Source organism: Pseudomonas sp. W2-17 (assembly GCF_041060445.1).
Lineage (GTDB): Bacteria > Pseudomonadota > Gammaproteobacteria > Pseudomonadales > Pseudomonadaceae > Aquipseudomonas.
On sequence record NZ_JAUFNS010000039.1, the window covers coordinates 17,093 to 30,770 of the forward strand.

The 13,678-nt window shown below is 62.3% G+C and carries 9 protein-coding genes; 8 read left to right on the top strand and 1 reads right to left on the bottom strand.

The window, feature by feature from the left end; genetic code table 11:
* Positions 1-294: 294 nt before the first annotated feature.
* Entirely contained in the window at positions 295-474 is a 180-nt protein-coding gene (locus QWI20_RS26655) for a hypothetical protein (RefSeq protein WP_369307962.1), read from the bottom strand.
* Between the two features lie 271 nt (positions 475-745).
* Here QWI20_RS26655 and QWI20_RS26660 point away from each other — a divergent pair, with 271 nt between their 5' ends.
* The 8 genes from QWI20_RS26660 (at position 746) to QWI20_RS26695 (ending at position 12,914) form a co-directional block, all read left to right on the top strand.
* Entirely contained in the window at positions 746-1,486 is a 741-nt protein-coding gene (locus tag QWI20_RS26660; protein WP_369307955.1) for a flagellar basal body rod protein FlgF, read from the top strand.
* A 47-nt stretch (positions 1,487-1,533) separates the two neighbouring features.
* Positions 1,534-2,322 (top strand): flagellar basal-body rod protein FlgG, encoded by a 789-nt coding sequence (flgG, locus tag QWI20_RS26665; protein ID WP_133775920.1) that lies wholly within the window; start codon positions 1,534-1,536, stop codon positions 2,320-2,322.
* A 97-nt stretch (positions 2,323-2,419) separates the two neighbouring features.
* Entirely contained in the window at positions 2,420-3,133 is a 714-nt protein-coding gene (gene flgH / locus QWI20_RS26670) for a flagellar basal body L-ring protein FlgH (protein WP_237251475.1), read from the top strand.
* A gap of 13 nt (positions 3,134-3,146) precedes the next feature.
* Positions 3,147-4,256, top strand: a complete 1,110-nt coding sequence (locus QWI20_RS26675; RefSeq protein WP_369307956.1) for a flagellar basal body P-ring protein FlgI — start codon at positions 3,147-3,149, stop codon at positions 4,254-4,256.
* Positions 4,257-4,268: 12 nt separating this feature from the next.
* Positions 4,269-5,561 carry a flagellar assembly peptidoglycan hydrolase FlgJ gene (flgJ, locus tag QWI20_RS26680; protein WP_369307957.1) on the top strand — a complete coding sequence of 431 codons (1,293 nt, stop codon included), beginning with the start codon at positions 4,269-4,271 and terminating at the stop codon, positions 5,559-5,561.
* Between the two features lie 10 nt (positions 5,562-5,571).
* On the top strand, positions 5,572-7,614 hold the full coding sequence (gene flgK / locus QWI20_RS26685) for a flagellar hook-associated protein FlgK (protein ID WP_369307958.1): 2,043 nt from the start codon (positions 5,572-5,574) through the stop codon (positions 7,612-7,614).
* Positions 7,615-7,627: 13 nt separating this feature from the next.
* On the top strand, positions 7,628-9,217 hold the full coding sequence (locus QWI20_RS26690; protein ID WP_369307959.1) for a flagellar hook-associated protein 3: 1,590 nt from the start codon (positions 7,628-7,630) through the stop codon (positions 9,215-9,217).
* Between the two features lie 121 nt (positions 9,218-9,338).
* Positions 9,339-12,914 carry a glycosyltransferase gene (locus tag QWI20_RS26695; RefSeq protein WP_369307960.1) on the top strand — a complete coding sequence of 1,192 codons (3,576 nt, stop codon included), beginning with the start codon at positions 9,339-9,341 and terminating at the stop codon, positions 12,912-12,914.
* Positions 12,915-13,678: the final 764 nt, after the last annotated feature.

Sequence of the window (13,678 nt, forward strand, 5' to 3'; positions counted from 1 at the left end):
CGAGAGGGATGGCACAGGCAAACCGCCTTCGCGAGCAAGCTCACTCCTACAGGTCATGCGTCGAGCAGGGATATCCGGTTGTGCCGAGATCAATGTAGGACCGGCTTTAGCCGGGAAGGCGGCGTGTCAGACGGTTGATTCATCACAGACAAACCGCCTTCGCGAGCAAGCTCACTCCTACAGGTCTTGCGTCGAGCAGGGATATCCGGTTGTGCCGAGATCAATGTAGGACCGGCTTTAGCCGGGAAGGCGGCGTGTCAGGCGATCAATCCGTCACAGGCGAAACGAAACCACTCAAATCGAACAATCCGACTTCACATACGCGGCGCTGATCCGTGTCCAGCCGTGGCCCGGGCTGGTCTGCGCGCAGACGGTCCGGTGGGCGCCTTGCCAGAGGAAGTAGGGCGCCGGCGCCGCCCAGGCGGCAAACGAGCAGGCAATCAATGTAAAGAGCAGGGCGATGCGCAGACCCATGACAGTTTTCCGTAGCGACTCAAGCGAATTCATAAAACGCTGCAAGTTTCGCACCCCATGGAGAGTTTTCTGGCGCTCGCCGCCATCGATTTGCAGGAAACCGGCGGTCTGCTGTCGCGCGGCGACGTAAACCGGATTCACGTCCACGGAAAGCCGCCGGAATCATTGAAGAATCAACGCTTTGTATCACTGCTGAAAAACTGGTTCGATTATTGCTATTACCTGTTCAGTACAGCTACAGGCGGCAAGCGTCTGTCGGAGGAGGAAGACTGTGGACAAGTTGCTATACGTGGCCATGAGCGGAGCGTCGGAAAACGCCATCGCCCAAAAGGCCCATGCCAACAACCTGGCGAACGTTTCGACCAACGGGTTTCAGCGCGACCTCGAACAGGCGCGCTCAATGCCGGTGTTCGGCGAGGTCAACCCGTCCCGGGCGTACGCCATGAGCGAACGTCCCGGCACTGACTTCAGCCAGGGCGCGATGGTCGATACCGGTCGTGATCTGGACGTCGCCGTCAAAGGCAACGGCTGGATGGCGGTGCAGACAGCCGACGGCGGCGAAGCCTACACCCGCACCTCCAGCATGAACATCGACGCCCTCGGCGTGTTGCGTGATGGCAATGGTTTGCCGGTCATGGGCAACAGCGGGCCGATCGCCGTGCCTCCGCAGCAGCAGATCGAGATCGGCGCCGACGGCACCATCAGCGTTCGTTCGCTCGGCGAGAGTCCGCAGGTCATGGCCCAGATCGACCGCATCAAGCTGGTCAAGGGCGACCAGACGACCATGGAAAAAGGCCCCGACGGTCTCATGCATACCAAAAGCGGCAAGCCGGCCCAGGCCGACGCCGACGTGCAGGTCGAATCCGGGTTTCTGCAGGCCAGCAACGTCAACGCCGTCGACGAGATGACGTCGGTGCTGGCGCTGTCCCGCCAATTCGAACTGCACATCAAGATGATGAAGACCGCCGAGCAGGATGACGAGTCGATGGCTCGCGTCTTGCAAATGGTCTAATGACTGACAGCTTGCGCCGATAAACAGGCGCTCGAGGAGATTCAATAATGCTTCCGGCACTCTATGTTGCTAAAACCGGTCTGGCCGCCCAGGACACCAACCTGACGACCATTTCCAACAACCTGGCCAACGTTTCGACCACCGGTTTCAAAAGCGACCGTGCGGAATTCCAGGACCTGCTCTACCAGATCAAGCGTCAGCCAGGCGCCCAGTCCACTCAGGACAGCCAGCTGCCATCGGGCCTGCAACTGGGTACCGGTGTGCGCATCGTCGGCACCCAGAAAAACTTCACCGCCGGCAGCCTGCAGACCACCAACCAGCCGCTGGACATGGCGGTCAACGGTCGCGGTTTCTTCCAGATCCGTCAGCCTGACGGCACCGTGGCCTACACCCGCGACGGCACGTTTCACCTGGACAGCAACGGCCAGATCGTGACCGCCAACGGCTACGCGCTGGAGCCTGCGATCGTCGTTCCGCAAGACTCGCAGACCTTCACCGTCGGCGAAGACGGCACCGTATCGATCACCACGTCGGCAAACGCCGCGACGCCACAGGTCATCGGGAATATCCAGACCGCCGATTTCATCAACCCGGCCGGCCTGCAATCCCAGGGCGGCAACCTGTACCTGGAAACCGCTTCCAGCGGCGCGCCGCAAGTGGGTACTCCGGGCCTGACGGGGCTGGGCGTGGTCAAGCAGAACACCCTGGAAAACTCCAACGTCAGCACCGTTGAAGAGTTGGTGAACATGATCACCACCCAGCGCGCCTACGAGATGAACTCCAAAGTGATCTCGACCGCTGACTCGATGCTCCAGTACGTGACCCAGAACCTGTAAGCCCTTTTTGAAACGCCTGATGTTCTGCTGCGAAACACCTGATCAATTCCAAGGGGCGCCTGAAAAACGCCTGCTACACCGCGAGGTTTTAAGTGTCATGAAACGGCTCTCTGTATTGCGGCTTTCCCTGTTGGCAGCTCCTGTGTGCGGTATCGCGCTGCTGACCGGCTGCGTTGCGCCTGCGGCCAAACCCAATGACCCTTATTACGCGCCGGTGTTGCCGCGCACGCCGCTGCCTTCAGCGGCCAGCAATGGTTCGATTTATCAGGCCGGTTTCGAGCAGAACATGTACGGCGACCGCAAGGCCTACCGGGTCGGCGACATCATCACCATCACGCTTTCCGAGAAGATGGCCGCCAGCAAGGCCGCCAGCTCCGGGATCAGCAAGACCAGCAAAACCAGCCTTGGCCTGACCTCGCTGTTTGGCGCAGGCGTGAGCACCAACAACCCGGTCGGCGGCGGCAACCTCAGCCTGGACGCCGGCTACACCGGCGACCGCGCCACCAAAGGTGACGGCAAGGCGGCGCAGAGCAACAGCCTGACCGGCTCGATCACCGTGACCGTCGCTGACGTCATGCCCAACGGCATTCTGTCGGTGCGCGGCGAGAAGTGGATGACCCTGAACACCGGTGACGAACTGGTGCGCATCGCCGGCCTGATTCGCGCCGACGACATTGCCACTGACAACACCGTGTCGTCGACACGCATCGCCGATGCACGCATCACTTATTCCGGTACAGGCGCGTTTGCCGATTCCAGTCAGCCAGGCTGGTTCGACCGATTCTTCCTCAGCCCGTTGTTCCCTTTCTGATAGCGGGATAGCCATGATCACGTTCAAGCAACTGATAGCGGCAGCGCTGCTGTTCACCACCGCACTGGGCGCCCACGCCGAGCGCCTGAAGGACATCGCCAGTATTTCCGGCGTACGGACCAACCAGTTGATCGGTTACGGTCTGGTGGTGGGGCTCAACGGCACGGGTGACCAGACCACCCAGACGCCGTTCACCCTGCAGACCTTCAACAACATGCTCTCGCAGTTCGGCATCAAAGTGCCGGCGGGTTCCGGCACCGTGCAGCTGAAAAACGTCGCGGCCGTGGCCGTGTACGCCGATCTGCCGCCGTTCGCCAAACCGGGTCAGCAGATCGACATCACCGTGTCGTCCATCGGTAACTCGAAAAGCCTGCGCGGTGGTGCCCTGTTGATGACACCGATGAAGGGCATCGACGGCAACGTCTACGCCATAGGCCAGGGCAACCTGGTGGTCGGCGGCTTTGACGCTGAAGGCCGCGACGGCTCCAAGATCACCGTCAACGTACCGTCTTCCGGGCGCATTCCCGGTGGCGCATCGGTTGAACGTGCCGTGCCGAGTGGCTTCAACCAGGGCAACTCCCTGACCCTGAACCTCAATCGCAACGACTTCACCACCGCCAAGCGCATCGTCGACAAGATCAACGACATGCTTGGCCCAGGCGTCGCTCAGGCGCTGGACGGCGGCTCCGTGCGAGTCACCGCGCCGCTGGACCCCAACCAGCGTGTTGATTACCTGTCGGTGCTGGAAAACCTGGAAATCGATCCGGGCCAGACCTCTGCCAAGGTCATCATCAACTCGCGGACGGGCACCATCGTCATCGGCCAGAACGTCAAGGTGTCGCCGGCAGCCGTGACCCACGGCAGCCTGACCGTGACCATCACCGAAGACCCGATCGTCAGCCAGCCGGGCGCGTTCTCCAACGGCCAAACCGCTGTGGTCCCGCGTTCGAAGATCAACGCGCAGCAGGAAATGCACCCGATGTTCAAGTTCGGTCCGGGCACTACGCTGGATGAAATTGTCCGCGCGGTTAACCAGGTGGGCGCAGCGCCGGGCGACTTGATGGCGATTCTCGAAGCACTGAAACAGGCTGGCGCGTTGCAAGCCGACCTGATCGTGATTTAAGAGGCAAACTGAATGAGCATTCCAAGCGGCGGCGTTTCTTCAGGTGATTCAGGGGCGTACACCGACCTCAATCGTCTGACGGCCATGAAAACCGGTGATCGCGACAGCGAGGGCAACCTCAAGAAAGTCGCGCAGGAATTCGAGTCGCTGTTCGTCAGCCAGATGCTCAAGGCCATGCGTTCGGCCAACGAAGTGCTGGCCAAGGACAACCCGATGAACACCGCGGCGACGCGGCAGTATCAGGACATGTATGACCAGCAGCTGTCGGTGAGCATGTCTCGCGAGGGTGGCGGTATTGGTCTGCAGGACGTGCTCATGCGTCAACTGTCGAAAAACAAGGGCACTGAAGTCGCACCGGCCACCGGGCTTGTGTCCGGCGGCAACAAGACGGAGGCGAAGGTCGACGGCAAAGCCGATGCACCCGCGCAGGCCGGCCTGGCCACGCGCATTGCCCAGCGTCCGCTGTGGGCCACCCGTTCGGTGACTGCGCCCGCCGCAACCGACGGCACCGCGCACAGCGACGTGGCGGCGCTGAATGCCCGTCGTCTGTCACTGCCGAGCAAACTCAGCGACCGCATCATGGCCGGCATCGTGCCTAACACAGCCGCCGCCGCCGGCCAGGACGCAAGCGCCAGCGCCACCACGCTGAAGAACCGCATCGCCGTCTCCAATGCCGTGGCCGCCGCGAAAAGCGCAGGTTCTCAGAACAATGGCGACTGGACCGTCGGGCCGCAGTACGCCGCCGACGCCGACGCTTATGTGCGCAGCCGCGTGCAGACGCCGCTGGCGCCGGGCAAGAGTGCATTCGCCAACCGTGATGACTTCGTCGCCACGATGATGCCGCTGGCCAAGGACGCTGCCGCGCGAATCGGCGTCGATCCGAGCGTGCTGGTGGCCCAGGCTGCGCTGGAAACCGGCTGGGGCAAATCGATCATGCGTCAGTCCGACGGCGGCAGCAGCCACAACCTGTTCGGCATCAAGGCCCAGGGCGGCTGGAAAGGGCCGGAAGCCCGCGCGATCACCAGCGAGTTCCGCGACGGCAAGATGGTCAAGGAAACCGCGGACTTCCGCGCCTACGACTCGTACGCCAGCAGTTTTCACGACCTGGTGAGCTTCCTGCAGAACAACAATCGCTATCAAGAAACCCTGAAATCCGCCGATAACCCGGAACAGTTTGTGAAAGAGCTGCAGAAGGCCGGATACGCAACTGACCCGTCCTATGCCAGCAAGATTTCTCAGATAGCGAAACAGATGAAGAGTTACCAGACCTACGCATCCGCCTCGGGCTCTTCCACGACTTTATAAGGTTTGAACCATGTCACTGATCTCAATCGGGCTTTCGGGACTCACCGCCAGCAGCGCAGCGATGACGACGATCGGCAACAACACTGCCAACGTCGACACCCAGGGCTACTCGCGTCAGCAAGTGATGACCGCCGCCGGGGCTCAGCAGAATATCGGTGTCGGTTTCATCGGCACCGGTACGACGTTGTCCGACGTGCGCCGCATCTACAACGGCTACCTCGATAACCAATTGCAGACCAGCACATCGCTCAACGCTGATGCCACCGCGTACCTCAGCCAGGCCAGCAAGCTCGACTCCATCCTGTCGGACAGCTCGACCGGCGTGAGCACGGTGCTGGCGAAGTTTTTCACGGACCTGAGCGCCCTGGCCAAGCAGCCTACCGACACGGCTGCCCGCACGACGTTTCTGACCAGTGCAGGGGCGCTGGCCGGTCAGTTCAACACCATCTCGTCGCAGATGAAGGACCAGAACGCCAGCATCAATACCCAGATGACCACGGCAGCAGGGCAGGTGAACGCGCTGGCGTCGTCCATTGCCGTCCTCAACAAGCAAATCACCGAGGCCCAGTCCTCCGGCGGTCAGCCCAACACGCTGCTCGATTCGCGTACCGAAGCGGTACGCCAGTTGAATGAACTGGTGGGCGCCAAGGTCGTTGAAACCAACGGCAGCTATGACGTTTATATCGGCACCGGCCAGCCGCTGGTCACCGGCACCACTGCCAACACATTGAGCGCAGTGCCCAGCGACAGCGACCCCAGCGTCTATGCGCTGAAACTGAAATACCAGAACAACGAAGTCGATGTGTCGAGCGTGGTGACCGGTGGCTCCCTGGGCGGCCTGCTGCGTTATCGCAGCGACGTGCTGCAGCCGGCCGCCAGCGAGCTGGGCCGTCTGGCGGTGGTCGCTTCCGACCAGATCAACAGCCAGCTCAATCAGGGCGTGGACGCCAACGGCGATTTTGGCAGCAACCTGTTCGCCAGCGTCAATGACCCGAGCCTGACCAGCCAGCGCAGCATTGCCAACAAGACCAACGACCAGTCTTCGGGCAACTTCGCGGTGTCCATTGCCAACAGCGGCGCGCTGCAGACCAACGATTATCAGGTGACTTTCACCGATGCCAGCGGCCAGTACAGCGTCAAGCGTCTGCCGGACGGCAAGGACATGGGTTCTTACAACACCAGTGACACCACTGCGCCGGTCATCGACGGTTTCTCGCTGAAATTCAATGGCACCTCCACCGAGGGTGACAGCTTCAAGATCAGTCCGACCAAAACCGGTGCCGACGGCATCAAGGTCGTGATGACCGATCCGAAAGACATCGCCTCGGCCAGTCCGCTGACCGGCAGCTCCATCGTGAGCAAAGGCTCGGGGACGTTTACCCAGCCGGTGTTGTCGACCCAGGCCGACATCTACAACCCGACCGCCACCGCCGACCTGCGTAACGCACTCACGGCGGCGACGCCGATGCGCCTGCTCATGGGCGATGTCACCAATGGTGCTCAGAGCTATACGCTGGTCGATGCGCAGGGCGCGGCGGTCAAAGACAAGTCCGGCAATGCGATCACCGGTTCAGTTGTTCCAAACCAGTCCAACGACATCAGTCTGGAAGTGGGCTACACCGACTCGTCGGGCGCCGCGCAGTCGTTCAAGTTCGGCATGACCCTCGCCGGAGAGCCCACCAGCGGCGACACTTACAGCATTGCCATGACCGGCGCCGGGTCTTCGGACAACCGCAACGCGACCTCGGTCGGTACCCTGCAGACCAAACAGACCCTCGACACCGCAGCGGGCAACGGCACGGGCATGAGCCTGAGCGGTGCCAACGCCAACATGATCACCACGGTGGGCAGCAAGGCGGCGCAGGGCAAGAATGATTCAACGGCGACCACTGCCGTGCTGACCCAGGCCAAGACCGCGCGTGACAGCGTTTCCGGTGTGTCGCTGGATGAAGAAGCCGCCAACCTGGTCAAGTATCAGCAGTACTACACCGCTTCGTCGCAGATCATCAAAGCGGCCCAAGCCATCTTCAGCACGCTGATCAACAGTCTTTAAGGAATCGTAATCCATGCGTATCTCAACGACCCAGTTTTACGAAACCAGCGCGGCAAACTACTCGCGCACCTACGCCAACGTCACCAAGACCGGTGACGAAGTGGCCAGTCAGGTCAAGCTCAACACCGCCGGCGATGATCCGGTCGGCGCGGGCCGTGTGCTGCAGTTGCAGCAGCAGGGCACGATGCTCAATCAGTACAAATCCAACATCGATACGATCAATACCACCGTCGTGCAGACCGAGACGGCCTTGACGTCGATCACCTCGGCGATTCAGCGTGCACAGGAGCTGGTACTGGGGGCGGCGAACACCTCGTTCACCGACAAGGACCGCCAGGCCAACGCTGCCGAGCTCAAGGAATTGCAGGGGCAGATTCTCGGCCTGATGAACAGTCAGGACGCCGACGGCAGCTATCTGTTCTCCGGGTCCAAGGGCACCACCCCGCCATACGCCGTCAGTTCCGACGGTACCTACAGCTATCAGGGCGACCAGACGCGCAACCTGCTGGCCGTCGGCAGTGGCATTTCCATGGCCAGCAACACCACCGGCTGGGATGCATTCGAACAAGCGACCAACACCACGCGCACCTCGACGACCCTGGTCGCGGGTGCTGATGACGGCGTGATTTCGTTGTCCGGCGGCAGCGTCAGCAACGCTGCCACCTACGATAGCAGTTTCACTGCCGGCCAGCCTTACAAGATTTCCTTTACCAGCAGCACGGCGTACACGATCCTCGACAAGAACAACCAGGATGTGACGGGCGATGCGACGGCCACCGGCAAGTTTGCGTCCACCAGTTCGGCGAACCAGGCCATCACCTTCCGGGGTCTGGAACTGAACCTGAACATCAACCTGACCAAGGATCAGTACGCAGACACCACGGCTGCAGACGCAGCCGTGAAAGACCACACCTTCCAGCTGGGTGTTTCCCCCAGTACGGTGAGCACCTCACGGCTGCCGGCCAACACGTCGACCGACGTGATCACCAGTTCGGTGGTGACCGACCAGGCCGCGTTCGACAAAACCTTCCCGTCGGGCGGCGCTGTCGTGCGTTTCACCGATGCCACCACCTTCAATCTGTACGCCGCGCCCTATGACGCAGCGACCAGCAAACCGGTGTCCACCGGCACGCTGAGCGGCAACACGGCAACGGCCTCCGGCGTGACATTCACCTTCAGCGGCTCGCCACCGGCGATGGCGGCAGGTGACCAGTTCACCGCGCAGTCGTCGACCCAGCAGAGCCAGAACGTGCTGAACACCTTGTCCAAGGTCATCACGGCACTCAACGGCAAGGTCGATGGCGATCCGATTGCCCAGCAGAAACTGCAGGCCACCATGACGTCCACCATCGGCAACCTGAAAAGTGCGGCCGAGCAGATCATCAATGCCACCAGCGACGGCGGTGCCCGGGCCCGGACGGCGACCGATCAGGGCGTGACCAACCAGAACATGATCGACAACGGCACCACCGAATCGGGCACGATTACCGCGTCCGACCCGGTCGATGCGATCGCCCGTTTGACCCTGCAGAAAACCATGCTGCAGGCTTCGCAGCTGGTGTTTACCCAGCTGTCTGCGCTGAACCTGTTCAGCAAGTTGTAATCGGCCCAGCGGCGGGCGGCCCCTGATCAACAGGGGTCGCCACCGTTGAGCGTCAACCGTATTGTCAGCGGTTAATGCCGATCCTTTCCCCGGGGAACGGCACCGCTCGTGAGTCCCGCCCGTGAATTCAGCTCCCCTCGTCAGCCTCGTCATTCCCGCCTACAACCCGCGCTTTTTCCAGCGAGCCTTGCTGGACGCCCTGGCCCAGACGTATCGGCCCCTTGAAGTGGTGGTCTGCGACGACAGCCAGACCGACGAGATCCAGCGCATCGTTGAAAAATACCTCGACTCAAGCCCCGTCACCCTGCGTTACGTGCGCAACCCCAAGCGTCAGGGTTTCGTCGGCAACCTGCTGGTGTGCCTGCACGAAGCGCAGGGCGAGTTCATCAAGTTTTTCTGCGATGACGATCGGCTGTTTCCGGCGGCCGTCGCGCGGCAGGCCAGCATTCTGGTCGAGCATGACGACGTTAGCCTGGTGCTGGCCCAGCGTTATTTCTGCGATCCCCAGGACATCCAGCTGCCGGTGCGCATCGAGAACGCGCCGCTGGCCGAATCCAGCTCGGTGTTCTACGGCGCGGACCTGCTCTCCGTATTTGATATTTCGCCGACCAACTTCCTCGGCGGCTTCAGCAGCTCGTTGATGCGCCGCAGCGATGTGGAGGTGATTCTGCCGGCACTCCGCGAAGTGGGCGACGGCTTCACCGCGCTGGTGGATTTCGTGCTCTACGTTTGCCTGCTCAAACGCGGCAACATGGTCATGCTCAGCGATGTGCTCAGCGCCGAACGCCTGCACCCGGATCGCTTCAGCCGCCAGCAGTGGGTCAAGGACCTGGTCATCGACGAGCGTCAATGGCTGGGCAAGATGCTCAAGGCGCGGACCGGCGAAGACGCCCCCGAATACGGCTGGGTGCGCTTCGTGCCGCTGACCGAGGCGTTGGGGCAACCTCGCGTCTGGCAAGAGCTGCCGCTCAGCCGCATGCTCGGCGATCGTCAAGCCTCCTTGCCGTGGCGGGTCGGCACCGACAGCGAAAGTTTTGCCGAGCTGTACCAGCAATGGTTGAGCTTCCGCACCCTGTTTGGCGCTGATCGCCTGCGCGTGGCGGATAACGTCGCCACCTGGCCGTCGCAGCCGAAGATGGTGGCGGTGGTGCTCGACGAGCACGCCAGCGCCGCCGGCGTGGCGCTGACCCTGGCCAGTCTCGACGCGCAGCTGTATGCCGCCGAACTGACCGTCGTGCTGTCCAGCGCCTGTGACGCGCCGGTGCTCGACGGCCGTGTGTTCACCTTGCCGCTGCAACCCGACTGGCTGACGCAGCTGAATGACCTGTTGCCTCAGCTTGAGCGTGGCGACTGGTGCTACCTGCTGCGGGCGGGGGATCGACTGACCGATTGCGCGCTGCTGATCCTCGCCGAACGCGTTGCTCACTCGCCGGACGTGCTGTGCCTGTACGGCGATGAAGGTGCGTTGCATGAAGGCGAGTCGGCCGAGCCTGTCTTCAGACCTGACTTCAACCTCGATCTGCTGCGCAGTTATCCCTACGTTGGCCGGGTGCTGGCGTTTCAGATCGACGCGCTGGTCAGGGTCGGTGGTTTCGATTCCGCTTACGGCGAACTCGCGCCCCACGATGCGATCTGGCGCCTGACCGAAGCCTATGGCGTGGTGGTTCAGCACGTTTCGGAAATCCTCGTCGAGTCGCAGTTCCCGTTTCAGTCGTGGCTGGCGCTGCCAGAGGTCATCGCGCAAAACGCCCCGGTGCTCGGCGCGCATTTGGAGCGCATGGGCATCGCCCATCAGCTGCAAGAAGTGGAAGGGCAGTGGCTCAATCACATTGATTACCTCAGCGACGCCCGTCCGCTGGTGTCGATCATCATCGTCCATCAGGACCAGTTGGCGGCGTTGCAGCGCTGTGTCGAGTCGCTGCTGTCCAAGACCACTTATGATCACTTTGAAGTGCTGATCGTCGACTGTGCCAGTCAACATCCGGAGGCTCGGTCCTGGCTGGCGGACATGCAGCAGATCGGCGGCGACAAGCTGCGCGTGCTGCACTACGAGGGGCAGGGCAACGGCGCCGACGTGCGCAATTTCGCCGCTGCCCACGCCCGGGGCGAGCACCTGCTGATGCTCAGCATCTACGCGGTGGTGGCCGATTCCGCGTGGCTGGGCGAGCTGGTCAATCACGGTCGGCGGGAAGAAGTGGGCGTGGTCGGCGCCAAGCTGTTCACCCCCGAAGGCTACATTCTCCAGGCCGGGCTGATTCTGGGTTACCACGGGCCGGCCGGCCCTGCGTTTTTCGGTGAGCGGCTGCATGCACCGGGGCATCTGCTGCGACTGCAAGCGGCCCAGGATCTGAGCGCGGTGGGCGGCCACTGCCTGCTGGTGCGCCGCTCTTTGTTTGAGCAGCTCGGCGGCCTGAACAGCCACGAGTTCACCGGCAGCCTGAGCGAAGTGGATTTCTGCCTGCGCGTGCGCGAGTCCGGCCATCTGGTGGTCTGGGCACCCCGTGCCGTGCTGGCGATCGGCGCCTCGACACCGGCGGAACAGGTGCGCGATAAACAATCCCAGGTCGATGACCAGCACGCTTTCTACAAGCGCTGGTTGCCGACCCTCGCCCGCGACCCGGCCTACAACCCGAACCTGCGCCTGACCGGTTCGTTCTACAGCCTGGAACCCGGCCTTAAAAAAGGCTGGAACCCTTATTCATCGCGACGTTTGCCGAATGTGCTGGCGATCCCGGTCAACAGCACGGCGGTGGGTCACTACCGCGTGTCCCAGCCGTTTCTGGAGCTGGAAGCCGATGGCCGAATCGAAGGGCGGATGAGTTACGACCTGCCGTCGATCATCGAGCTGGAGCGTCAGTCACCGGACGTGATCGTCGTGCAGTGCCGCTACAGCCAGAATTCCATCGATCAGGTCGCCAGCCTCAAGGCGTACTCCAATGCCCGGCGCATCTACGAGCTGGACGACTACGTGATCAGCGTGCCGAAAAAGAACGGCCATCTGCGCAGCATGCCGTCGAACATGGAGGCGATGGTGCGTCTGGGCACCAGTCTGTGTGATCGGGTGGTGGTGTCGACGGTGACGCTGGCCGATGCGCTGTCGGGGATGCACCACGACATCCGGGTGGTCCCGAACATGCTGGCTTCACAGCTCTGGACCGGCCTGCGCAGCCTGCGCCGTACCTCGAAGAAACCTCGGGTCGGCTGGGGCGGCGGGACCAGCCATGCCGGCGATCTGGAGATCATCGCCGAGGTCGTGCGCGAGCTGGCCGATCAGGTCGACTGGGTGTTTTTCGGTATGTGCCCCGCGTCGCTGCGCCCGTACGTGCACGAGTTTCATCCGTCAGTGGGCTTGCTGGCCTATCCGGCCAAACTGGCGGCCCTGAATCTGGACCTCGCGCTGGCGCCGCTGGAGCACCACATCTTCAACGACTGCAAAAGCAACCTGCGTTTGCTGGAATACGGGGCCTGCGGCTACCCGGTGATCTGCACCGACACCCGGGCGTACGACGGTTACCTGCCGTGCACCCGCGTGATGACCAACAGCACCGCCGAATGGCTCGAAGCGATCCGCATGCACCTGGCCGACCCGGACGCCAGCTACCGCATGGGCGATGAGCTGAAAGAAGTGGTCCTGCGCGACTACGTCCTGCGCGGCGACAACCTCCAGCACTGGGTCAACGGGTGGCTGGCGGATTAAACGCAGTGTTTTAGTGGGACCGGCTTCAGCCGGGAAGAGGCCTGCATGCACACCCTCACTTTTGCGGCATGACGCCTGGACGGCCGCCAGCGCTTGTCGACATCCAGACGTCGCCGATCTTCCGGCAGGTGAAGGACGTGTGGGAGCGAGCTTGCTCGCGAATAAGCCGGCACATCCGCCGAATATCCATCGGTAGAGATGCCGCCTTCGTGAGCAAGCTCACTCCCGCATGACCAGCGTTCGCCGCATCATTGCCAGCCTCCTTCCCGGCTAAAGCCGGTCCTACATCCGCGTTCACCCCCATCTCGCTGACTGCACACGCAGCTTTCGTGGGACCGGCTTCAGCCGGGAAGAGGCCCGCATGTGCACCCTCAATTCTGCGGCGTGACGCCTGGACGGCCGCAAGCGCTTGTCGAACATACGGACGTCGCCGATCTTCCGGCAGGTGAAGAACGTGTGGGAGCGAGCTTGCTCGCGAATAAGGCGGCACATCCGCTGAATATCCATCGGTAGAGATGCCGCCTTCGTGAGCAAGCTCACTCCCACATGACCGGTGTCCGCCGCATCATTGCCAGCCTCCTTCCCGGATAAAGCCGGTCCTACATCCGCGTTCACCCCCAATCTCGCTGACTGCACACGCAGCTTTAGTGGGGCCGGCTTCAGCCGGGAAGAGGCCCGCATGTGCACCCTCAATTCTGCGGCATGACGCCTGGACGGCCGCCAGCGCTTGTCGAACATACAGACGTCGCCGATCTTCCGGCAGG

Bases quoted from the DNA above. Each gene is read 5' to 3' on its own strand.
- QWI20_RS26655 (WP_369307962.1), bottom strand. From the start codon at position 474: ATGGGTCTGCGCATCGCCCTGCTCTTTACATTGATTGCCTGCTCGTTT.
- flgG (WP_133775920.1), top strand. From the start codon at position 1,534: ATGCTTCCGGCACTCTATGTTGCTAAAACCGGTCTGGCCGCCCAGGAC.
- QWI20_RS26690 (WP_369307959.1), top strand. From the start codon at position 7,628: ATGCGTATCTCAACGACCCAGTTTTACGAAACCAGCGCGGCAAACTAC.
- QWI20_RS26675 (WP_369307956.1), top strand. From the start codon at position 3,147: ATGATCACGTTCAAGCAACTGATAGCGGCAGCGCTGCTGTTCACCACC.
- flgH (WP_237251475.1), top strand. From the start codon at position 2,420: ATGAAACGGCTCTCTGTATTGCGGCTTTCCCTGTTGGCAGCTCCTGTG.
- flgK (WP_369307958.1), top strand. From the start codon at position 5,572: ATGTCACTGATCTCAATCGGGCTTTCGGGACTCACCGCCAGCAGCGCA.
- flgJ (WP_369307957.1), top strand. From the start codon at position 4,269: ATGAGCATTCCAAGCGGCGGCGTTTCTTCAGGTGATTCAGGGGCGTAC.